This window comes from Vibrio sp. SCSIO 43009, from assembly GCF_023716525.1.
Classification (GTDB): domain Bacteria; phylum Pseudomonadota; class Gammaproteobacteria; order Enterobacterales; family Vibrionaceae; genus Vibrio; species Vibrio alginolyticus.
This window is the reverse complement of the sequence record NZ_CP071843.1, coordinates 1,475,132-1,496,743: the sequence shown is the minus strand read 5'-3', so window position 1 is coordinate 1,496,743 and position 21,612 is coordinate 1,475,132. Positions and strand designations below refer to the sequence as shown.

Here is a 21,612-nt window from a genome sequence, read left to right as displayed (position 1 = left end):
GATAGGTTATTTATGCTTTTAACTGATGGGCTTAAACGTTTGTAACTGAGTTTTTTCTTGTCGCCATTGCCTTGGCGATTTTCCCGTCCAGCGACGAAAGTGGCGGCTGAAGACCGCAGTTTCTGCATAGCCCAGTTGCAACGCGATATCGGTAATACTCTGAATATTCTCATGCAATCGCTGTTCGGCGAAATCCTGACGCACTTGTTGTAAAAGCTGCCGATAATTTGTGCCCTGTTGTTTCAGCTTGTTTTGCAGCATTCTCGGATGCAGATCCAATGCTCTTGCAACGCGCTCAACGCTGCATTCTCCGGTTGAGAGCAGACGGCCAATCATGTTTGCTGCTTGGTCACTGAGATTGTTGGGGTAACGGGTTTGCAGCTCTTTGAGGTGCTGTTGAAAATGGCGCTCCAGTGCGTCTTCATCTTGGTGGTTCTTAGCGTTAAGCAGAGTCGCTTTAAGTAGGATACCGTCAAACTTATCACCGAAACGCAGTTTGTTCTGCTGGGCAAACTTGCTTTTTTCTACTTCCAATGTTGCGTGTTGAGTCAAATGTAGCGCGAAGTGACTTGCTTCAATATCAAGTAAGCTCGCAACAAACATCGCCAGATGCGACACACTGAGCTGCATCAACTGCGCGATACCTCGTTCGCTGTGCACATCAATATTGAGCGACAACCGTACCCAATCATCTTGTGGCGTCATGTTGAGAGTTACCCCTGACGAATGTAGATAGAGAAAATCATTCACCCGCGCCAAGGCATCACCAACCGTTTCCGCGCGAGAAACCAGCATTGGTAAGTCCCCCAAGCTTTGTAGGTTTTGACGCTCAGCGAGTAACGCACCAAACAACGGTTGCTGACAACGAGCAGCCGCTTCTTCCAGTAATTCAGCCAGCCTAGGGTAGGCGAGATACGTATCGGGATTGCGAAACTGCGCCGCAGACAGCCCGACGGCAGCCATAATCTCAACCGGATTCTGCCCCAGTTCGGAAACCAAGCTATCAAATTTATCGGTAGCGCCACTTCGTACGATATACATGTCTCGATTTTTAAATGTTAACAGGTTGTAAATCGCAATGTATCAAATTTACTTCGCAAAAGGTCAAGTGAGTGTCAGTGAGTTGATCTAGGTTACATTTTGATAACAAAAACGCATGAATGAGAAGGTGTATGGAACTTATCAATAAAACGGCCATCGTGACTGGCGCTGCGGGTGGAATTGGGCAAGCTATTATTGCAAAGCTAAGAGAGCAAGGAGCCAAAGTGCTTGCTGTCGATATTTCAGAGCAATCACTGCAAATGTACGCAAGTTTTGGCCCTAAGCAGTTGGAAACCTTTGTTGCGGACGTCACCGATTACCAACAAGTCGAAGCCATGGTGAAGTACGCGGTCGAACTATTTGGCTCACTTGACATCATGGTCAACAACGCGGGCATCGGTGCACCGAAACCTCTGCTTGACCACGACCCAATTGCTGATTTTGAGCCGATCTCAAAGGTCAACCAAAATGGTGTCTACTACGGAATTCTCGCCGCTGGGCGACAATTCCAAGCGCAAGGCACGCCGGGCGTGATCCTCAATACTTCTTCTGTTTACGCACGAATGGCGTCTGAGGTGACCTTTACCTACAACGTCAGTAAAGCCGCAGTCGATATGATGACCAAATGCGCCGCATTAGAACTCGCACCATTGGGTATTCGTGTTTGCGCTGTCGCTCCGGGACGCGTTGATACTCCGATGTTAAGGCAATACGAAGAGATTGGCCTGTGGGACCACATCCGCAAAGAACAGATGCGTCAAAACTTCACACAACCAGAAGAGATTGCTGATGTGGTGGCGTTTCTGGTCAGCGAGAAAGCCAACTGTATCAACGGTTGTACCATCAGCGCATCTGACGGTTTCGAGAATTTTAAGTACCCACTTATGGGATAGGCGAGTACGCCACATTACAGCAACAGCGAGGATGTAAGTTATGTCATTACCAGAAGTTATTCAGCACCAAGATTTCTTATTAACTCTTAATACCAATGAAGAGTCGATCATCAAAGACGCATTACCGGGTGTGGATGTTTATCCCCTGTTTCTTGATCCAGAAAACGGAACTTGGGTGATACGCGCCAAGTTCAAACCGGGCGTGACTTTACCTAAGCACTTCCACACTGGTGTGGTGCATTTCTATACACTGAGTGGCGCTTGGCACTACATTGAATACCCAAACCAAGTCCAAACCGCTGGTAGTTATTTGTATGAGCCAGGTGGTTCGATTCATACCTTTCACTGTCCAGAAGAGTCGGGTGGTGCAGATGGCTTTATGGTGATCCAAGGTGCGAACATTAACTTTGACGACGAGGGTAACTTCATCAACATCATGGATGCAGGTTGGATTGAGCAAGTTGTTATTGCAACAGCGAAAGCACAAGGCTTCACTGCGCGCTACATCAAACCGGGTGCGATTGCTGGCCTAAGCGATGAGCTAGCGGAGTAACCCCATGCAACAGATGAACAGTATCATAATGCAGGATGGTAGTGTCCGCCTGAAGCAAGTCGAAATCCCCAAACCTGCAGCGGGACAAGTGTTGGTTCGTAGTCTAGCTTGTGGCATTTGTGGCTCCGACCTTCACATTACTCGACACGCGGATGAGGTATTTGATGTATTCCACCAGCTCGGGTTGATGCCTGATGAAGCCGGTGAGCACGCTCAAGTGATGTTGGGGCATGAGTTCTGTGCGGAAATTATCGAATACGGTGCCGATACGCAGCAAACGTTGTCCGTTGGTAGCCGAGTCACCTCAGTGCCGATGTTGCTCAGCCAAAATGGCGCGGGCGTTGGTGTTACTCCGGGTACTTATGGCGCTTACTCTGAGTATTTCCTGCTTGATGAAGCGTTATTGCTACCTGTGCCAGACGGAATGCCGTCTGAGGCGGCGGCATTAACCGAACCACTAGCGGTCGGTTTGCACGCGGTCAACCGCAGTGAAATCGAAACGGAAGAAACAGCGCTGGTTGTCGGTTGCGGCCCTATAGGGCTGGCGGTGATTGCTGCACTGAAACAACGTGGCGTCAGCAATATTCTTGCGGTCGATCTTCAGGAAGAAAAGCTGCAACTTGCCAGCGAGTTTGGCGCAAATCGATTGATCAACCCGACCAAGGAAGACGAGATCGCCGTTGGTGAGCAGTACGCGATGAATTCACGCCTGGTCATTTATGAGTGTGTTGGCAAGCATACCTTGATTGACGATTTTCTGCGCCGCGCTCCTGCCCGAGCGCGAATCGTCATCTCGGGTATCCATACGACACCCGCAATCATTAACTACGCGTACGCGACGGTAAAAGAGCTCGATTTGAGATTCTCTTACTACTACCAACCGCACGAGTTTGAGCAATGCCTACAAGCGATTGCCGAACATAAGTTGCCTTGGCAGAAAATGCTCACCGCCAAAGTGGGAATCGATGGTGTCGAAGACGCATTTACAAAGTTAATGACGCCAAATGATCACATCAAAGTCGTTATCGAACCTTGGCGCAGCGGCGCGTTAGAAGTGATTTAACTCTTAGCCAGATTAAGCTAGCTAAAACCAATTTTAGTTTGGTGACAGCCCCAACCGTAGCAGCTAGGTTGGGGCTTTTTTGTTAGGCCTGTTCTGCGCATTCCTGTTGCAGAGCAGGGTAATCGGTGTAGCCTCGTTCGTTTCCGCCAAACAACGTTGAGCCATCGAGTTCTGCCAACGGATGGTGATGTTGCAAGCGAGAGACTAAGTCTGGGTTTGCTACGAATGGCCGTCCGAATGCGACAAGATCCGCGTAGCCTTTCTCTAACACTTCGTTTGCTCGTTGAGGATTGTAGCGACCTGCGACAATGATAGCGTTGCGAAAGCGCTTTCTAAGTTCGATTCGGAACGTCTCTGGAATCGTTGGTGCATCGGCCCAATCGGCCTCGGACAAGTGCAAGTAGGCAATGTCGCGCTCCTGTAGCTGTTTTGATGCCTCTAAGATCGTTGGCACGATATCTGGGCAGTCCATATCTTTAAACGTAATGAATGGTGCCAATCTCACTCCAACTCGATGCGCACCAACAGCGGCGATAACTGCATCCACTACTTCGATAAGAAAACGGATACGATTTTCTCGTGAACCGCCGTAGTTGTCTGTTCGATGATTTGAGTTGGTTCTTAAGAACTGATCGATCAGATACCCATTCCCGCCATGGATTTCTACACCATCAAAACCCGATTCAATGGCGCGTTTGGCTGCGTTCGCGAAATCACCGACAACTCGGTTGATATCCGCTTGTGTCATGGCGCGTGGCTCAACACAATCGACCATATTGCCGTTGCCTTGTTCATCTGCAATCCAAACTTGCGTCTCTACCGGAGCGAGCGCAGATGGCGCGATAGGCTGTTCACCATTTTGGAATGTTGGGTGAGAGACTCTGCCCACATGCCATAGCTGACAAAACATCGCTGCGCCTTGTGATTTGACCGCTTGGGTCACACCCTGCCAGCCCGCCACTTGAGCATCGGTGTAAACGCCAGGGGTGAACGAATAGCCTTGAGAATCGTCCGAAATTTGTGTGGCTTCGGAAATGATCAGCCCGGCAGAAGCGCGCTGTTGATAATACGTTGCCATCATCTCATTCGGGATGTTGCCCGGCTGAGTGGTGCGTGCGCGAGTCATTGGTGCCATGACAATACGGTTTTGTAGTGACAACGCTTTCAGTTGAGCTGGTTCAAACAGCTTATTTGTTCTTTGTTTCATGATGCGCTCCTTAGATAAGTACTGGCACGTTGGTCGCTTTACGAGCGGTTGCCATCCAATGAAGTACGGCTGGATCCCATTGCACTTCGGGCGCACTGAAAAAGCCGCGTAGAATGGAGAACATAATGGCTTGATCAACCAGTGACGTTTGCTTTTCTGAACTTAGGTTGAGCAAGGGTTTAGTTTGTTCTATCAAAGCGGCGACTTCTTTCGCAATCGCAGGTGTATCGTTAATCAAGGCTTCAAAATTTAACGCTTCGGTTTCTTTTTTTGCACGCCATGCTTGTTTAGCGGTTTCTGTTGCAAATTCCGGTAACGTCATGTTTGACCAACGCGGATATCCGACTTTTTGTAGCGGTAAAAACGCTTGTTTTTGCCAGTCTAAAACCGGTGCTGAGGGTTGGCTGCTTTCATTTGAAGATGCCAATTCAAGGAAGTAGTTGATGATGTCTAAGCTTTCCGCCATCGCTTCACCATCGTCTTTGATCAAAAGAGGAACTTGTTTTGCGTCGATGATGTTTGTGGTGGTGCTCTCGTCGTCATAAGCAATGTTGATGACGTCGAGCTGAATATTCAGCATGCCTGCGACAAAACGGACGCGGGCGCTAAAGGGGCAATGTTCATAAATGTACAGTTTCATTTTTTGTTTCCTATCTCTTGGCTGGGTAGGGCGTGTTGTTGTGCGTTGAACAGCGTTACGGCGTTTAACTTTGCCCTGTCACATAACGTTCTGGGTCTAAACAATGTCGATAGGGTCAGTATATGGATTCGACTTAATTTGATAATTGGGTTATATCTGAATTGATTATTCAGTTTTTCCAAATAATAAGGGCGTGAAGGTGGATAAGTTTTCGGATATGACGTTGTTTGTCAGCATCGTTAAACATCAAGGTCTGGCAGCGGCGGGAAGGGAGTTAGGTTTGTCTCCGGCGACGGTAACGGCAAGGCTGCAAGCGATAGAAGAACGCTATGGCGTAAAGCTGCTCAACCGAAGCACACGCCACGTATCACTCACGGACGCAGGGGCAATGTACCATCAAGCTTGTCTGAACATCATTGATAGCGTGAAAGAGACGGAAAACTTGCTGCAAACGGGTATTTCGCAAGTGCGCGGAACGTTGAAAATTTCAGCTCCACGAGATATTGGCAAACAAATTATTTCGCCGATGGTGTCGGCTTTTTCTGAGCAATATCCGGATGTGACGCCTTATCTTTATCTTAATGACAATTTATCGAACTTGGCTGAATCGGGGCTCGATTTGGTGATTCGTTATGGCGAGTTAGCGGACAGCAATCTCATTTCGCGCAGGCTGGCGTCGAGTCAACGCGTGCTGTGCGCATCACCTGACTATTTGTCGAAGCAAGGTGTCCCAAACTGTCCACAAGATCTCGCGGATCATCGCTGCTTAGCCATGGTGCGCAGCAATGAAGAATTAAAAACGTGGCACTTTAAAGATGAAGAGTCTCACCAATCGATCACGGTCACGCCAAAGCGATTTTCTGATGATGGTGAAGTGATTCGACAATGGGCGTTGGACGGTGCGGGGATTGCATTGAAATCGATTTTAGATATTCAGCAAGACCTCAAAAAACAACGTTTAGTAACGGTTTTGGATGGGTATATGAAAAACTTCAGCGCCTTTTCGCAAGGCGCTGAAGCGGATCTACATGTCATTTATCAAAGCCGCCAATATCAACCGAAAAGAGTTCGCCTGTTTTTGGACTTTCTAGTTGAGCAATTTAGCGCGCTGAGTGATGCCAGCAATCAGATCTAGATGCGATTCAGAGGTTTCTCGGCGGTGGCGATAAATCCCGACGGTGCCAGGGTTTGGTTCGTTTTCCATGGTTAAGCATCGTAAGCCAAAGGATTCCAAATACGGTTTGAGGTGGCCGGTATAAGACATCACCGCGACGCTTTCTTTCAGTACATCAATACTGGCGAGCAGAGAATCCACTTCGTAAGTCGGTCTGTCATCCAGTTGCTGCCTTTCGCGTTCATTTTGCTTCGGGATTGGGTTATCGATGACGTGAGCGAATTTCTTAGCGTCATAAGTGACCGAAAGAGCGGGGTATTCGTGCAGCATATCTTCGGTGACGGTTTTCCCTAGAAGTGGGTGGTTTGGGGAAACAAAATAGGCATCAACCGTTTGAAATAGCGGAATAAACGTAACATCACATTTAGACGACAAGCCGACAATCTCGTGGCCGATGAAGAATTCAATCTGTTCGCTGATTAATGAATCCATCAAGCCTAAGTGGTTGCCAAATTCGACGTGCGTAGATGCCGATGGCTGCTTGCTCAGATGTTCATTGAGTGCTTTTTTGACGAACAGCGGCCACCACGCATCGCCAGTACCCATTTTAATTTTTCCGACTTGGTATTGTTTCCGTTCATCAATGCTTTGCATCATTTGGTTGTATTCATGCTGCATCGCGTTGCTATGGCGATAGAGGATGCGTCCGTATTCGGTCAATACCATGCCATTAGGGTGACGTTCAAACAGCGTCACGCCGAGATTCTCTTCCAGCTTCTTTAAATTGCTTGTTACCGTTGGCTGGCTTAACCCTGCCATTCTTGCCGCAGCGCTGATGCTTTGGCAGCGTGCAACCAGTAAAAATTGCTGCAGAGATTTGTCCATTTTCTTTCCCCTCTAAGAACGAGGGGTATTTTGCACAATTTCATTTATAAATCACAAATCTGTAATCTCATTTGATTGAAATTATGCGCATTTCATAGATCTACATCACTGTTGGCGTTTGACGTATAGATGTTATCTATAGCTCGCTCCTGACTTCCTATTTTCCCCTCAAAAAGGTGTTCTTTAGACTGTCGCCAAAACAACAATCTAAGGGATGAACATGAAACCGAGTTTTATTGCGCTTGCTGTCGCGTCTTGTATTGGTCTTGCTGGATGTGGGTCAGATTCTTCTGATGCGCCAGTGCCGGTCGACAAACCAATTATTTCAGCCGACTTATATTTACGTGGTTTAAATGGGGATTGGGGCACGGCAGAGCATGCCAAGCTAAACTATTTGGGTAATAACGAGTACGAAACCGTACTGCGCGTCGCTCGAGGTAGTAATCAGTTCAAGATTGCTGATCCGGGTTGGCAGATCCAATACACCTACTTTGAGGAGCCCGCGGCGTTCGATAAAGCTCAGGAGTACCTGCCAAAACCAGACACGAATGAAGCGTGTATGAACGATGATTGCAACTCTGAGATCACGTTTGAAGACAAAGGGTATTACAAGTTTTCTGTGAGCTTTGCCGATGAAAGTCGCGCGACAATGACTGTGACGAAAGCAACACAAGAAGAAGCGGAAAAATACTACTCTGATGCGATTCTCGACCCTGCAATGGTGCATGAAGGGCATCAGAGCAAAGAAGTGAAACTGTTCGCCAATTACGATGACTCGAGTGATACCGTGATTTTCTCGGTGAAAGATCCTAAAGCGGAGCTGCGTGAATTTGGTATTTCAACGACGACAGAATTGCGTGATGCGCTCGACCAAGGCTTAGTGATTAATGAGCAAACAGGGCCGCGAGTGGTGTCGGGTGATGTCGCGTTTGACGCGTTGTTTGCATTGACGATGAAAGAGCTAGACCAGCTTGCCGTTTCTGAAATCAAAGACGGCAATTACAACTACAACAACCCAATCAAAGCGGAAGTTTTTGAGACGGGCGCGAAGTGGCATTACGTATGGACGCGTGATTTGGCGTACGCAGCAGACCTTTCGCTTGCATTGATGAATCCAACTCGGGTGCAAAATGGTTTGAATTTCAAATTGTCTGCTTTCCGCGACACGACCGATCAGCAATACGATGGCGAGCAGATTGTGCAAGACACGGGCACTGGCGGCAGTTGGCCAATCAGTACCGATCGCACGACTTGGGCGCTTGGTGCTGAACGCTTACTTTCGGCATTAGATGGGGAAGAGTACAACCAATTTTCTGAGCGCGCTTACAAAGCGATCAGCAATACACTTGAAGCCGATCGCCTGGCGGCTTTTGATGCGAAATCCGGTTTATACACTGGTGAACAATCATTCCTCGATTGGCGTGAGCAAACGTATTCAACGTGGACGCCAAACGATGTCAATACAATTGGTAGCAGCAAAGCGTTATCGACAAACGTGGTTCACTACCGCGCGATTCAGCTCGCGGCTAAGTTGGCAGAGAAGTACGATTCAACCAACGCGGTCAAATACACCAATTGGGCTGAGCAGTTAAAAACCGCTATCAACGAGCAGTTTTGGAATGCCGAACGCGGTATGTACGTAAGCTATTTGTTTGACAATGGCAAAGACATCGCGGTCGACAAATATGACATGTTGGGCGAAGCGTTGGCGATCATCAGTGGTGTGGCAAGTGATGCGCAGGCGAAGCAAATCATGGCCAATTACCCCCACAGTGAGTTTGGCGTGCCGGTTTACTTCCCTCAACAACCGGATGTGCCTGTGTACCATAACCGCGCAATTTGGCCATTTGTTACCGCGTACAGCTTGCGCGCCGCGCATCAAACACAAAACGTGGCTGCGGCGAACAATGCCATTCAATCGTTGGTTCGTGGTACAGCGACCAATTTATCCAACATGGAAAACTTAGAGTGGCTTTCTGGTAAGTCATTCATCATCCATAGTGATCATGGTGAAGATCCAAGCATGGATGGCCCAGTTATTAACTCTCAGCGTCAGCTTTGGTCTGTGGGTGGCTACTTGAACATGGTGGTAGAGACCCTATTCGGCATCCATACCGAAACGGGCAAGTTGGAAGTGAAGCCGTTTATCACAAGTTGGGTGCGCAATAACTTGTTGGCTCAGTCTGAACAAATCACGTTGGAAAACTTTGCCTTCAAAGGAAAGAACTACTCGGTAACGATTGACTTGCCTGAAGTAAGCAAAGATGACACAGGTTACTACCCAGTTGAAAATGTCACGATGGACGATGAGGGGCATTTCCACGTGACATTGGGCGCGCTTGTGAATGTAGATAGCAGCATTACTTTAGTTTCTGGTGTGAAACCGTACGCAAGTGAAGATAGTCGCGTTTATTCTCCGCAAGAGCCAACATTGGTGGTAAAAAGCGTTGATAATTCGGTTTCGATTGACGTGACGAGTAAGTACAACGTGAACTTGTATCGCAATGGCGAGCTGATTCAAAATAACGTGATTGCTCAATCTTATTCCGATACGCCAACAGGTTTTGCTTGTTATTTGGCTGAAAGCATTAACGATAAAGGCTTCCGTTCTAACCCAAGCCAACCTGTTTGTGTCGGTGAAGAGATCCGCATCAAACTTGATGGCGAATATCAGCCACTCAAAGACAATGTCTCAGTGGTTACGGTGAGTAAAGACAGTGGCATCGTAAAAGGTGCAGAGTCGTTTACAGCCCCTGTAACGGGCACTTACCAGTTCGATGCTTGGTACAACAATAACCTAGGGCAACTTAATACTGGCATCACGAACACCGTGAAATTGTTAGAGGTATTGGATGATGCAGGTAAAGTGGTTGGTCAAGGTTACTTGCAGATGGGCCATATTGGTGAAAACCAAGGTATGCGTTACTCAACGCCAATTGAGGTGACGTTGGAGCAGGGAAAAACCTATCAGGTCGCGCTGAAGGACCACTTCAATATGAGTTACCTCAAATCGAATGAAACCTACATCTACGCAGGTGGTATTGAGGGTGAAAAGAACGAAGCGCAAATCGCAGATATTCGAATCACACCTTTAATGTAGGCTGTTTTAACAAAGCAGTGTTCTAGAAAACTGTGTTCTAAGAAAGACAAAGCCGCTGAGATTATCAGCGGCTTTGTTGTATTTGCTATCGGGGGCCGTTTACAGGTTAGTTTGCAGCTTGCGGACGAGGCTTACGGCGCTGACCTGACGGTTTGTTTCCTGCAGGCTTAGCATTGTTTGGCTTGCGGTTACCAGACGGTTTACCAGCGTTGCCACTCTTATTACCGTTTGGTTTATTTCCATTCGGTTTATTACCATTTGGCTTGTTGCCGTTAGGTTTGCGGTCATCTGGTTTACTGTTTGCACGACTTTGGCCTTCACGGTTGCCTTTAGGCTTGCCTGCACCGCCTTGGTTGGTGCTGTTTTTGTTGCCGTTGCTACCACCGTTGAAGCGACGTTTAGGTTTGTTTGCACCATTGCCTGCTTTCTTTTCGGCTGCTGGGGCATTTTCACTTGCAGCATTTGGCGCTTTTGGTTTTTTCGGCTTCTTAGGTTTTTTCGGTTTGATTGGGCGCGTATCCAGTTTAGATTCTGGCACCACATTGGTTGGCGCAAAACCTTCCAACTCTTTACGTGGTAGTACTTCTTGAATCAAACGTTCAATCGCAAACAACTCAGATGCTTCTAGCGCACACACCAGTGAAATCGCTTTACCTACTTCGCCCGCGCGGCCAGTACGACCAATACGGTGAACGTAGTCTTCTGCCACTTTCGGTAGCTCAAAGTTCACCACTTGCGGTAATTGCGGAATATCGATACCGCGCGCAGCAATGTCCGTCGCGACCAACACACGAATTTCACCCGATTTAAAATCCGCCAGTGCTTTGGTACGCGCGCCTTGGCTCTTGTTGCCGTGGATGGCAGCAGCCGGTAGATTTTGTTCGATCAGGAACTTCGCCAGACGGTTTGCGCCGTGTTTCGTTTTCGTAAACACCAGCACTTGCTTCCAATCGCCGTCTTTGATCAATTTAACCAACATCGGTGCTTTCTTCTTCACGTCTGCTGGGTAGATGCTTTGCTCAACCGTTCTCGCCGTCGAGTTTGCCGGGTTAACGGAAATCTCAACCGGGTTGTTCACCAAGCCTTTCGCAAGGTCGCGGATTTCATCCGAGAAAGTTGCAGAGAAAAGTAGGTTCTGACGCTGTTTTGGTAGCAGAGCTAGGATCTTACGAATGTCACGGATAAAGCCCATATCTAGCATGCGGTCTGCTTCGTCCAGTACTAGTACTTCCAGTTGGTCGAACTTCACTGCATTTTGGTTGTACAAATCCATCAGGCGGCCTGGTGTCGCGACTAACACATCCGCACCTTTGCGAAGACGCTGCATTTGCGGGTTGATCTTCACACCACCAAAAACAACCGCACTGCTTAGTGGAAGATGACGGCCGTACATAAACACGTTTTCTTGCACCTGAGCTGCAAGCTCACGTGTTGGCGTTAGGATCAGTGCTCGAACTTGGTTAGCACGAACGCGAGGGCCGTTCGATAAACGCTCAAGAATCGGTAGCGTAAAGCCTGCAGTTTTACCTGTACCAGTCTGCGCTGCTGCCATTACGTCTTTCCCTTCCAAAATAGCAGGAATTGCTTTTGCCTGAATTGGCGAAGGGGTGTCGTAGCCTTTCTCTTGAATAGCTTTAAGGATTGGAGCAGATAGACCTAACGAGGTAAAACCCATATGTATGATTCTCAATTGTAGAGTTAGATAACAACGCGCCGAAAACAAATCGGTGCGAAAAGTGCGACATTCTGAGGCTTTTACGCGCAGGCTTCAACTAATTCCGTCATGGATAAATATTTGAACTGGATCTCATTTCTTTTTTGAACAAAAAAGAGCATAGAAAAGTGACGTAGATTCATTCTGTAGTTTGAATGTGTTACGTGTTCTTTCGGAAAAAACAGCGAGAAAAATGATGATTATTAATCACTCAAATGGCTTAAAAATACTTATTTGATAAATAATCAGAATGATTGAATGTTATTCAGTGTTTTGCCACTCAATTTTAATGGAAATTAGTTAGTAAAGTATTACCAAGTCTCAGATTTGATACGTGACGGTATGGTTAAATGCTGAGCAGAAAGGAATCGACTGATATAAAACAATGAGCTTGATGTGAATGCAAGGATCTAATTCTGCATCAAATCGTACTATTATCCCAGCTTGCTAACAAAAGGGTGTACTATGCGCTTTGCTGTCCGATTTCTCTACTCACAGACTCCTTCACACTTTATTCAGAGATCTTTCTGCTTTTACTGCCTGAGTTAAAGCTCTCTAAATATTTGTTCTATTGTTGTATTTAACGGTGGCAAGGCTTGTCTACCTAGAGTGCTTTGTTACTGCAAGTTCTATATTTCTGATGTTATGAATTAATTTTGTGGTTGTGAGAACTAATAAAATGTCGTCAATAAATAACAATTTCTACTGGGTTGGTGAACAGCCTGTCAGCGAGTTAGCTGAATATATGGTTTTGGTTAATCATATTGATGAGGTGGCAACGGGACTCGGTGGCATGGTGTGTATTGCTTATCAAGATCCACACCAAATAGATACCGCGCTGAAAGCGTTTTATCAGGAGAAAGGACGTTGGTCTTGGGCGGTTTATGTCTCCGTGGAAACCCCTTATTCTCGATGCGTTACCGACGGTGTATTTGAAGTTAGAGAATCAATAAAAATTTGGCGATCTATTCAAAATAAGCTCGATGCCATTGATGAACCGGAAGTGTTAGACCCTTTGATTGGTTGGCTTGGGGTCAATCGTCAGCGAAGAGTGACTGCTTTAAAAAGCTTAGAGTCTATGTCGGTTTATTCGTATCCAATTATCGATATGTTCTTTCCTGATATTTATTCGACTTATCGATACGTACTCTCAGAGCAAGGTCGCGGAGTATTAGAAGCAGAAGTACTGATCGACAGAATTCGTGTTTGTTCTCAATGTAATAGCGGGCACTTGAATTATGTAGAGGTGTGCCCGGATTGCAGCAGCATCGATATCGACTCTCAAAGCTCTTTGCACTGCTTCACTTGTGGCCATGTTGGTGAACAACACAGCTTTCAGCGCCGTGGAAAGCTCGAGTGCCCCAAATGTTTGACTCAGCTGCGCCATATCGGTGTTGATTATGATCGCCCGCTTGAAAACCACGTTTGTAATAGTTGCTCCAGTTTATTTGTTGAAGCGGCGACGATCAGTCAATGTTTAAGTTGTGACTCAAAGATCAAGGTTGAAGAGCTTGTTGTCCGTAAAATTTACCAATATCGACTTGGTGAAGTGGGTGAATACATTTTCCAACACGGTAAGTCCATTCAAGCTCCTGAACTCTCGATCAAAGGCAAAGTGGAAGTCAGCTTTTTCCAAAATTTGCTTGCATGGTTAAATAAAGTCGCGCTGAGACACAAAGAACAGCACCTTCTACTTGGACTGCATTTACCGACGATCGATGAATACGGTAAGCAATATGGCGATGCAAGATTGTTCTCATTGATGGATCAACTGACGCGTCGTCTTAGCGGCTTGTTTAGAGATACCGATATCTGTTGTCAGTACAAACAGGATGTTTTGCTTGTCCTAATGCCAAATACGACCAACGCGAGCCTGTCCATTTTACAGCAAAAATTATCGGATCTGGGTGAACTAGTTGAAGACGAAGAGTTTGAGTTGGATGTCTTTGCTTGGGACCTGCCCGATCCGATCATTGAAGACGGTGTTTCTGTTTGGATGGAATCGCTGATGGGTGAGATTTATGCTGCAAGATAGTCTCGTTCTGCTCGACTATCTTCGAGGCATGCTACTTCACAATGAAGAGTTATGGCTATTACTGTTTCCCGTCATGATCATTATCGAGCTACCTCTATATTTGCTGGTGCTAACAGGGATATTTCGTTGGTCATATGCGCAAGAAGACCGAGAATTAAAGCGGTTTCCTTCAGTGAGTTTCGTTATTACTTGTTATGGTGAAGGTGATGCGATTGGGATCACTATCGATACGTTAGTTGAGCAAGTTTACCCAGGTCATATTGAAGTACTTGCTGTGGTTGATGGGGCGGTACAAAACCAAGATACCTATCAAGCCGCGTTAAATGGTGAGAAAAGGCATGCAGGCGTTCGTAATCGTAAAGTGCGCGTGTTGCCAAAATGGCAACGAGGAGGCAGGGTCTCAACACTGAATGCCGGCTTATCAATGGCTAGTGGTGAAATCGTCATTAACGTGGATGGAGATACGTCATTCGATAACGACATGGTCTTCACCATGATGAAACAGTTTGCGGATAAAAATGTGATTGCGAGCGGTGGTGCGTTAAGAGTTCGCAACCATAACGCCAACTTGTTGACCAAAATGCAATCCTTGGAGTACATGCTGTCGATGCAAGCCGGTAAAACGGGGATGGCGACGTGGGGAGTGCTCAATAACATTTCTGGCGCCTTCGGAGCGTTTCGGAAGAACCTGCTTAAGCAAGTGGGGGGCTGGGATACGCATACCGCAGAAGATCTCGACTTAACCATGCGCTTGAAGCAATACAAACGTCGTTACCCTGATAATAAATTGGCCTTTTCGACGCACTCCATCGGCCATACTGATGTACCTGATACGTTGAAAGGTTTGGTATTGCAGCGGTTGCGTTGGGATGGCGATTTATTGTTTTTGTTTTTGCGTAAACACAATGAAGGGTTGTCTCCACGGTTACTTGGTTGGGGAAACTTCTTATTCACTTTGGCTTATGGCGTGATTCAAAACGTTTTATTGCCGCTGCTTGTGGTGATATTTAGCGTGTACATGGTGATTGTCTATCCACTTAAATTTGTATTGGCGTTGATGCTAATGCTCTATTTTGTCTACCTCTTCTTATCAGCTCTGATTTTTGTTGTCTACATTGGGCTTGTATCAGAGAGAAAAAAAGAGGATTTGAAGTCAGCGAAATGGTTATTTCTTTACCCTTTCTACCAGTTTTTCATGCGTTTGATTACCGCTTTCTCAATGGTTAATGAAGTTGTGAGGAGAAGTCATGAAGAGTCGAGTATGGCACCTTGGTGGGTATTGAAGCGAGGTAAAAAGTTTTAGTATGAAAGTTAACTTTCACTTAGATAAGAAAAATAAACCGCAGTCTGAGAACGGGATGAAAGTCGTCTACGGACAGGCAAAGCGTGGCGGTTATCGTCTCCGTTGGTACTTGATTTTAGCGATTGTAATCAGTCCGCTTTTGTTTATGGCTTATTACTTGTTTAGAACGCAAGTATTAGTGACGGCACCCGCCATTATCACGTCACATCCACTTACGGTGACGGCAACTCGCTCTGCCATTGTTGGGCCAGTGCCTGTGAATGTCGGTACGGAAGTGACTCAGGATCAAGCGCTGCTGTTGTTAAAAGATAATGCGTTGAACAAGGAGATTGATTTTATAAAAGAAGAGTTGATTAAATTGTCAAAAAATCAGGTTCAGAGTACTGATGAGCTATACAAAAGTGCTATTGAAAGCTCAGCCGAAGGCTTGAAGAAGGTCCGTGATATTCAGAAAAAATACGACGTTTACAGAAAGAAAGGGCAGGTGTCTGAGGTGGATTACGCGGCTATTGTGAGTGTGAATAACTCACTGAGCAATCAGTTAAGCAGTCAGAAAATTGCTTATGTGGATGCGATGCGTAACTTGGAAGAGTTAGAGTTGGCTGGTCCAGTGACACAAGAGTATCGATCATTAATGCGTGAATTGGTAGTCAAACGCGCGCAACAAGAAAATTTAACTTTTCGTTCTCCTATGAAAGGGCGTGTGCTCGATGTTCATGTACACGAAGGGCAAAATGTCTCTGAAAATACTCCCTTACTTACGATCGCTCGCAATGTTACGCCGGAGATAACCGCTTTCTTAAACCCTAAATATCTCCAATACAGTAAGATGGATACTAAAGCGAAAGTTGTATTTCCTGATGGTCGAAAGTTTAGAGCGACGGTATCGAAGCCAGTTGAGGTTGTGAACAAATTGCCTTCTGAACTGCAAAGCCCATTCGAAGGTCAACCTGCGTATTTGAAGGTGACGCTGAGTTTTGATGAAGCTCTAGAAAAAAGCCGTTGGATTGAAGGCGTAGAAGTCGAAGTTCGCTTTTAATATCGTTAAACAAAAAAGGAGCTTTTGCTCCCTTTTTGTTTACACTGATTTTTACTCCGCTTTTGCATGCTTTAAAAACGCACTCGTCAATTGCTGAAAGAGCGAATCTACCGACGGGCGGTCGGATATATGATGGAAGAGCGGTGTGTGGACATCACCACGAATATCATCGCTGTGACCGCAAAGCTGATTACACATTCGTACTGGTTCGACAATCTTCTCGACGTCGGCATCAATCAGAATGCATGCTTGTGATAACACCACTTGTCCGCCGCCTTTTTTAAGTAAAACACGCTGTGCGGTTCCCACGATTTTTTGCCCGTCAATGTTGAGGTTGTACTCGCCATCGCAGTAGGAATAAGGCGTTGCATGAACATCCACTTTCACGCCGAGCTGTTTAAAGAAAACCGTTAATATCGCACATAAATCGAGATACGCTTTTTTGATGTTGTAAGGCTCGCCTTCTGGCCAGTGGTAAATGTGGGATAGATTGATAATACCTGGCACTTGAGGGACTGGTGCACCACCGGTTTTACGGGAAAAGAGTTTCCAGCCCGACATGTTTAACGCATGTTCTAACTCATTAGACACTGGCCATTTCTTACCAGCGGGAAGCACGAGCGTTGGGTTTTTTATTTGCCAAAGCAATAGCACTTGCGAGAGTTGGTTGGACTGAACTTGTTTAATGAGCTCATCTTCTTTGTCAAATGCATCAGCGACTTCCGTAGCTGTGTAGCGAATTAGCTTATTTTTAGCAACCAAACTCTATCCCTCGCGGCTATTTAATCGTTACTGTTGTATCTCAGATACAGCTTTATTGCTAGGTCTGAGTGATTAGGCTTTTGCTCGCTAGCTGTATGATCATCTTTTGGATCTTTTCCGTTGTCCATTAATTCTGCTTGAACACGCGATAAAAAGTTTTTGCTAGTCATCACATCAGCCATTCATAAAATCTGCCATCTATGAAAAATTTTGGCGATATAAGTATGAAAAAGCGAGTGATGACTCTCGCGTTAGCGGCATCATTAACGGGATGTGTGACGTTCCCAACTCAAGAATCTGAGCAAGTACAGGTGCTTTGGGACAATGTGAATGCGATTGAAAACTGTGAACTAATGGGTACCGTGATCGGTTCAGAAGGACACTTTTACGACTATTGGCTTCACGCAGATAAAGACATGGTTTGGGGTACGTTAAACCAAATGTGCATCAAGGCGGCAGATTTAGGCGCAGATACCTTGTACTTATATCAACCGTTGAGCTTTTCTACGTCAGTGACGATGTTTGCAAATGCTTACAAGTGCAAACAGTAGCGATTTTCTTGCTCATAATTGAAAGACAGGCGCTGCTCGCCTGTCTTTGATGCGTTCTACAAATACTGGCGACTTTGCGTTAATTGACGTTTGCTGTCGCCACCGCTGATGTATCAGAGAACGACAATGTAAAGTCTCGCTCGGTATTAAGCACTTTGGCTGGAAACTCTAAGCTCAACTGCGTATGTGGCGCGACTTCTGAAGCAATGCTAGTAACGAATTTTCGGGTTTCTCCAGGAGAGATCGATATGTCACTTCCACCTTGTGATGAGAGCTCAGCGATACCCATTGTTTCAAGTGTGTTACCGGCAGTATCCGCCAGGTGTAGTAAAGATTCTGACTTGTAGATTAATTCTCCACTTTCTGTGCGATATGCATTAAACGAGTTGAAATTTGGTTGCAATGATCCTTGTGAACCAATGTTAGTAACGGAAAATGTCACATTAGCGCCATCAAAGTTCTCGACTCTTACAAGTACGTTACTGTCTTGGTAACGAGCGGCTGCTGCCGCAGTTGCTTGCTGTTTCTGCCTCTGTTTCTCTTTTTCAATGTCGCTTAACTGTTTCTGCTCATTAGCGATTCGATTCTTTGCCATGGAGTACGACTGATCGACCATTGCTATTAAAGCGGGGATTGAATACAAAGTGAGGCCTTCCAAATGGTCAAAGTCGATTTTGGCATGTTGAGTACGTTTATGATTAGAAAATTGGCAGTAACCATCAATCAAACTGATGAAAGCCACTTCAAAAGTGCCCTGTAATCGGCTTACTTCCTGTGCTGCTTTCTCTAGATTTGAGCGGACTTTCCGAATCTCTTCCAAACTCTTTTGTGAAAGACGACCGTTTGGCGATACGTCGTTAGAAACCGAAACCAGTTCTTCGGTCACAAATGGATTGTTTTCGGCTGGAATCACCGTAGTTATACGGTTGGATTTGGTGATGTCTTCGCCCAATAAAACCATCATTTTTTGCGATGCGGCGGTTGTGTTGCCCGCTAATACGTCACTACAGTTTGGCGACGTATTGGCATACACGGCGAATGCGGTAAAAAGTGAAAGTGTAACGGACCAGCCGATGGTGACGAGTCCTGTCGTGGTTCGAGTATTCATCCTGATAACCCCTCTGTCATTTGGTGCGATTCACTGACGTAATTGCCAATCAAAAGATTGGCTCGCGACATTCAGAATGGTTCTGGTCAACCCTTCGTAGTGGGTATGCCCACAGATGCTTTTTTAGTCGTTTATCAACCGCTAAGCCACGATTGATAAAGTGTCTGAAATTGAGAGCATTAACGCTGCGAAGTTGATGTCTTTGACTGAAAGATAGACGTAACTATTCCAACCATCAAATACGTGATTGAGTTCTCATTTTTATATGAGTGAGAGGTTCAAGAGAAAACAGGCACTTACTGTAGAGAGTTGATTTGAAGGAAAAATATAAATTTTTTTGGGGAACTTTTTTGATGCTGCCTTTGAGACTTTTTTGAATCTCAAAGGCAGGTTCTTACACTCGTGTTCAATTACAACGTGTTGAGGACATCCGCGAGTCGAGAGACAGCTGTCGTCAGTTCTTCTGGTGTAGCATTGGTAAAGTTAAGACGCAGAGCGGCTTTTACCTTTGAACCTTCTGGATAAAAGACCGGGCTCGGCACTACAGCAACCCAGTTTGCGAGAAGGTTTTTCGCCAGTTCGAAGGTGTCGCATTCTGGAATCTCGACCCAAACGAACATGCCACCATCGACGGGTTTGAGTACGCAACTTTCTGGCAGCTGTTTTTGCAGTTCAGCAAACATGACATCGTAACGTGATTTGTAAAGCGCACAGATGGTTGAAATGTGCGTTTCGAAGTTGTCATGTTGGAGCAGGCCATGCAGCAAAGCTTGCATAGGAATACTAGAGTGCAGATCGGCACCTTGTTTAATTTTGATAAGTGGCTCAAGGTAGCTGCTTTTGCCCGTAACTACACCAATACGCAAGCCTGGTGAAGCTATTTTGGAGAAAGAGCGCAATACGATGGAGTGCTGTGGGCAGAAGTCCGAAACCAGTGGAAGCGCTTCACCAGAAAAACGCAGCTCGCGGTATGGTGCGTCTTCAATGAATGCCACGTCGTATTGTATACAAAGCTCGGCAACTTTTTGGCGAGTCTCTAGCGCCCAGCACACGCCCGTTGGGTTGTGAAAATCGGGCACGGCATAGAACATTTTCGGTTGCTGTGTAGCAAAGCATTGTTCAAGTTCTTCAAGGTTTGGACCACACTCGGTTTGTGAAACAGTCACGATGTTGGCTTGCACTAGACCGAATACTTGCATAGCACCAAGGTAGCTCGGTGCTTCCATTACCACTTTATCGCCCGGATTCACGTACGCACGCGCAATCAAATCTAGCCCTTGCTGAGAGCCCGTTGTGATCATCGCCAAATGAGATTCTGGCAGCTGGTAATAATCGGTCAAAAAATTAAGTAGCGGTGCGTAGCCTGCTGTTGCGCCATATTGAAACACCTCTGGCATATTCGCGAGGTTTTCTAGCGTCGGTTTCATTAAGTCGATCGGGAAGGTTTTTTCGTCCGGTAAGCCACCTGCAAGAGAAATGACGTTCTTATCGCTTGCTGCTGCGAGGATCTCTCGGATGTAGGATGACTTAGTTTGTTGTAATGAATGTGCGATTTCCATGTGCTGTGCTTCTCGTAATTGTCTTTTTTTATGTCACAAATAGTATAGGTAAATTGCCAAGCTTGGTGTGTCCATTTATGCTGTTAAATATGTCCATTTATGCTATTTAAGCGAAAGTTTACTCCGTGAGCCATCAACAAGTTTCCAGAATCAATGACGTGCTGTTTTACATTCACCAGGACATTAGCAGAGATTTATCGGCTAAAGAGCTAGCAGATGTAGCAGCCTATTCTGAACAGCACTTCCATCGTATTTTTAAAGATGTGGTAGGGGAGTCTGTCCATCAATATATCCGTCGCACAAGAATGGAATACGCCGCCAATCAACTGATGTTTGATACCAGCTCATCGGTGTTAGACATTGCTAACAAGTGCGGCTTTAGCTCGGTATCTTCTTTTAGCCGAGCGTTTAAAGCAACGTTCGCTATGTCTCCTGGTGCGTGGCGAAAGCATGATTTACAAGTCGCAGAAAAGCCGTATCTAAAAGATCCGGAAGTGGCTGCGGGTTATCATCGGGTTGCGAAACGCGAGTTGCCAGAACCTAAAATTATGGAGGTTCCACAACGCTTTGCGGCTTATGTGCGGCATGAGGGTTATAGCCGTTCCATTCGCAATGCGTGGCTGATTTTGAAGGCGTGGGCAAGCTCTGAGAATCGGGACTTTTCGGTTCAATACGGTTTGCATCACTCCAACCCCGCTTGGGTCGAGCTCGATAAGTGTCGCTATGTGGCTTGTATGGCGATTGATAAGCCGCTTAAAGTACGCGGTGTCGTGAATCAAATGACGATTCCGGGTGGTTTGCATGCTGTTTTTCGCTTAACAGGGGTATATGGAGAGCTTCTTCCTCAATTGAGTATGGTGTTAGAGAAGTGGTTGCCGAATTCAGGCTTTAAGCAGCGTTCTACTCCCGCTTATGTTCACTATCATAAAAACCATTTCCTCAGCCATGATGAGGCGTTTGAGCTGGACTTCTATCTGCCCATCAGCTTTTTCTAACTGGAGTATTTATTTACTATCCGTAAGGAAGAAAATGCTAAGCTCTATAT

Annotated in this window: 18 protein-coding genes; 10 read left to right on the top strand and 8 right to left on the bottom strand. The window is 46.1% G+C overall.

From position 1 onward, the window contains the following. Window positions 1-18: 18 nt before the first annotated feature. Window positions 19-1,041 (bottom strand): helix-turn-helix domain-containing protein, encoded by a 1,023-nt coding sequence (locus J4N43_RS22145; RefSeq protein ID WP_158159469.1) that lies wholly within the window; start codon window positions 1,039-1,041, stop codon window positions 19-21. A 131-nt stretch (window positions 1,042-1,172) separates the two neighbouring features. On the opposite strand from J4N43_RS22145, the gene J4N43_RS22140 reads away from it, so the two are divergent. From J4N43_RS22140 to J4N43_RS22130, 3 genes are read left to right on the top strand one after another with little or no spacing between them, the layout of a single operon-like run. After that, window positions 1,173-1,934 carry an SDR family NAD(P)-dependent oxidoreductase gene (locus J4N43_RS22140; protein ID WP_158159470.1) on the top strand — a complete coding sequence of 254 codons (762 nt, stop codon included), beginning with the start codon at window positions 1,173-1,175 and terminating at the stop codon, window positions 1,932-1,934. A 40-nt stretch (window positions 1,935-1,974) separates the two neighbouring features. After that, window positions 1,975-2,487, top strand: coding sequence for a 2,4'-dihydroxyacetophenone dioxygenase family protein (locus tag J4N43_RS22135; RefSeq protein ID WP_053304588.1), 513 nt, complete (start codon window positions 1,975-1,977; stop codon window positions 2,485-2,487). 4 nt (window positions 2,488-2,491) lie between these two features. Beyond that, window positions 2,492-3,550, top strand: a complete 1,059-nt coding sequence (locus J4N43_RS22130; protein WP_064369391.1) for a zinc-binding dehydrogenase — start codon at window positions 2,492-2,494, stop codon at window positions 3,548-3,550. Window positions 3,551-3,632: 82 nt separating this feature from the next. On the opposite strand, the gene J4N43_RS22125 is transcribed toward J4N43_RS22130, so the two are convergent. Together J4N43_RS22125 and grxB are read right to left on the bottom strand one after the other, a co-directional pair. Next, entirely contained in the window at window positions 3,633-4,757 is a 1,125-nt protein-coding gene (locus J4N43_RS22125) for an alkene reductase (protein WP_005498138.1), read from the bottom strand. 10 nt (window positions 4,758-4,767) lie between these two features. After that, a complete protein-coding gene (gene grxB / locus J4N43_RS22120) occupies window positions 4,768-5,397 on the bottom strand; it encodes a glutaredoxin 2 (RefSeq protein ID WP_065275161.1) in 630 nt (209 codons plus the stop codon). A gap of 199 nt (window positions 5,398-5,596) precedes the next feature. Between grxB and J4N43_RS22115 the strand changes: the two genes are divergently transcribed. Then, the gene (locus tag J4N43_RS22115) at window positions 5,597-6,532 is read left to right on the top strand and encodes a LysR family transcriptional regulator (RefSeq protein ID WP_053304585.1); all 936 of its coding nucleotides are present in this window, start codon (window positions 5,597-5,599) and stop codon (window positions 6,530-6,532) included. On the opposite strand, the gene J4N43_RS22110 is transcribed toward J4N43_RS22115, so the two are convergent. Continuing rightward, window positions 6,485-7,396: a LysR family transcriptional regulator gene (locus J4N43_RS22110; protein ID WP_053307204.1), complete on the bottom strand. Its 912-nt coding sequence runs from the start codon at window positions 7,394-7,396 to the stop codon at window positions 6,485-6,487. The genes J4N43_RS22115 and J4N43_RS22110 overlap by 48 nt on opposite strands. 220 nt (window positions 7,397-7,616) lie before the next feature. Here J4N43_RS22110 and J4N43_RS22105 point away from each other — a divergent pair, with 220 nt between their 5' ends. Next, the gene (locus J4N43_RS22105; protein ID WP_158159471.1) at window positions 7,617-10,496 is read left to right on the top strand and encodes an MGH1-like glycoside hydrolase domain-containing protein; all 2,880 of its coding nucleotides are present in this window, start codon (window positions 7,617-7,619) and stop codon (window positions 10,494-10,496) included. Between the two features lie 106 nt (window positions 10,497-10,602). Here the strand turns inward: J4N43_RS22105 and J4N43_RS22100 are convergent, their stop codons facing one another. After that, the gene (locus J4N43_RS22100; protein ID WP_065275163.1) at window positions 10,603-12,171 is read right to left on the bottom strand and encodes a DEAD/DEAH box helicase; all 1,569 of its coding nucleotides are present in this window, start codon (window positions 12,169-12,171) and stop codon (window positions 10,603-10,605) included. Window positions 12,172-12,889: 718 nt separating this feature from the next. On the opposite strand from J4N43_RS22100, the gene J4N43_RS22095 reads away from it, so the two are divergent. Genes J4N43_RS22095 through J4N43_RS22085 form a run of 3 tightly spaced genes read left to right on the top strand, consistent with a single transcriptional unit; the run spans window position 12,890 to window position 16,587 of the window. Continuing rightward, on the top strand, window positions 12,890-14,245 hold the full coding sequence (locus J4N43_RS22095; protein WP_053349301.1) for a TackOD1 domain-containing metal-binding protein: 1,356 nt from the start codon (window positions 12,890-12,892) through the stop codon (window positions 14,243-14,245). After that, the gene (locus J4N43_RS22090) at window positions 14,232-15,548 is read left to right on the top strand and encodes a glycosyltransferase family 2 protein (protein WP_062731062.1); all 1,317 of its coding nucleotides are present in this window, start codon (window positions 14,232-14,234) and stop codon (window positions 15,546-15,548) included. Before J4N43_RS22095 ends, J4N43_RS22090 begins: the two co-directional genes overlap by 14 nt. 1 nt (window position 15,549) lies before the next feature. Continuing rightward, on the top strand, window positions 15,550-16,587 hold the full coding sequence (locus J4N43_RS22085; protein ID WP_053349300.1) for an HlyD family secretion protein: 1,038 nt from the start codon (window positions 15,550-15,552) through the stop codon (window positions 16,585-16,587). Between the two features lie 51 nt (window positions 16,588-16,638). Here J4N43_RS22085 and J4N43_RS22080 read toward each other — a convergent pair whose 3' ends face one another. Beyond that, on the bottom strand, window positions 16,639-17,349 hold the full coding sequence (locus J4N43_RS22080) for a lipoate--protein ligase family protein (protein WP_062731061.1): 711 nt from the start codon (window positions 17,347-17,349) through the stop codon (window positions 16,639-16,641). 224 nt (window positions 17,350-17,573) lie between these two features. On the opposite strand from J4N43_RS22080, the gene J4N43_RS22075 reads away from it, so the two are divergent. Next, window positions 17,574-17,900: a DUF4156 domain-containing protein gene (locus tag J4N43_RS22075; protein WP_053304580.1), complete on the top strand. Its 327-nt coding sequence runs from the start codon at window positions 17,574-17,576 to the stop codon at window positions 17,898-17,900. Window positions 17,901-17,979: 79 nt separating this feature from the next. Here the strand turns inward: J4N43_RS22075 and J4N43_RS22070 are convergent, their stop codons facing one another. Continuing rightward, window positions 17,980-19,008: a hypothetical protein gene (locus J4N43_RS22070; protein WP_158159472.1), complete on the bottom strand. Its 1,029-nt coding sequence runs from the start codon at window positions 19,006-19,008 to the stop codon at window positions 17,980-17,982. A gap of 410 nt (window positions 19,009-19,418) precedes the next feature. Next, a complete protein-coding gene (locus J4N43_RS22065; RefSeq protein WP_158159473.1) occupies window positions 19,419-20,567 on the bottom strand; it encodes an aminotransferase-like domain-containing protein in 1,149 nt (382 codons plus the stop codon). Between the two features lie 125 nt (window positions 20,568-20,692). On the opposite strand from J4N43_RS22065, the gene J4N43_RS22060 reads away from it, so the two are divergent. Then, window positions 20,693-21,562 carry an AraC family transcriptional regulator gene (locus J4N43_RS22060; RefSeq protein ID WP_005387011.1) on the top strand — a complete coding sequence of 290 codons (870 nt, stop codon included), beginning with the start codon at window positions 20,693-20,695 and terminating at the stop codon, window positions 21,560-21,562. The last annotated feature ends 50 nt before the right edge of the window (window positions 21,563-21,612 follow it).

Coding starts and splice junctions, on each gene's coding strand:
- J4N43_RS22145 (WP_158159469.1), bottom strand. CDS start 1,041: ATGTATATCGTACGAAGTGGCGCTACCGATAAATTTGATAGCTTGGTT.
- J4N43_RS22140 (WP_158159470.1), top strand. CDS start 1,173: ATGGAACTTATCAATAAAACGGCCATCGTGACTGGCGCTGCGGGTGGA.
- J4N43_RS22135 (WP_053304588.1), top strand. CDS start 1,975: ATGTCATTACCAGAAGTTATTCAGCACCAAGATTTCTTATTAACTCTT.
- J4N43_RS22130 (WP_064369391.1), top strand. CDS start 2,492: ATGCAACAGATGAACAGTATCATAATGCAGGATGGTAGTGTCCGCCTG.
- J4N43_RS22125 (WP_005498138.1), bottom strand. CDS start 4,757: ATGAAACAAAGAACAAATAAGCTGTTTGAACCAGCTCAACTGAAAGCG.
- grxB (WP_065275161.1), bottom strand. CDS start 5,397: ATGAAACTGTACATTTATGAACATTGCCCCTTTAGCGCCCGCGTCCGT.
- J4N43_RS22110 (WP_053307204.1), bottom strand. CDS start 7,396: ATGGACAAATCTCTGCAGCAATTTTTACTGGTTGCACGCTGCCAAAGC.
- J4N43_RS22105 (WP_158159471.1), top strand. CDS start 7,617: ATGAAACCGAGTTTTATTGCGCTTGCTGTCGCGTCTTGTATTGGTCTT.
- J4N43_RS22100 (WP_065275163.1), bottom strand. CDS start 12,171: ATGGGTTTTACCTCGTTAGGTCTATCTGCTCCAATCCTTAAAGCTATT.
- J4N43_RS22095 (WP_053349301.1), top strand. CDS start 12,890: ATGTCGTCAATAAATAACAATTTCTACTGGGTTGGTGAACAGCCTGTC.
- J4N43_RS22090 (WP_062731062.1), top strand. CDS start 14,232: ATGCTGCAAGATAGTCTCGTTCTGCTCGACTATCTTCGAGGCATGCTA.
- J4N43_RS22085 (WP_053349300.1), top strand. CDS start 15,550: ATGAAAGTTAACTTTCACTTAGATAAGAAAAATAAACCGCAGTCTGAG.
- J4N43_RS22075 (WP_053304580.1), top strand. CDS start 17,574: ATGAAAAAGCGAGTGATGACTCTCGCGTTAGCGGCATCATTAACGGGA.
- J4N43_RS22070 (WP_158159472.1), bottom strand. CDS start 19,008: ATGAATACTCGAACCACGACAGGACTCGTCACCATCGGCTGGTCCGTT.
- J4N43_RS22065 (WP_158159473.1), bottom strand. CDS start 20,567: ATGGAAATCGCACATTCATTACAACAAACTAAGTCATCCTACATCCGA.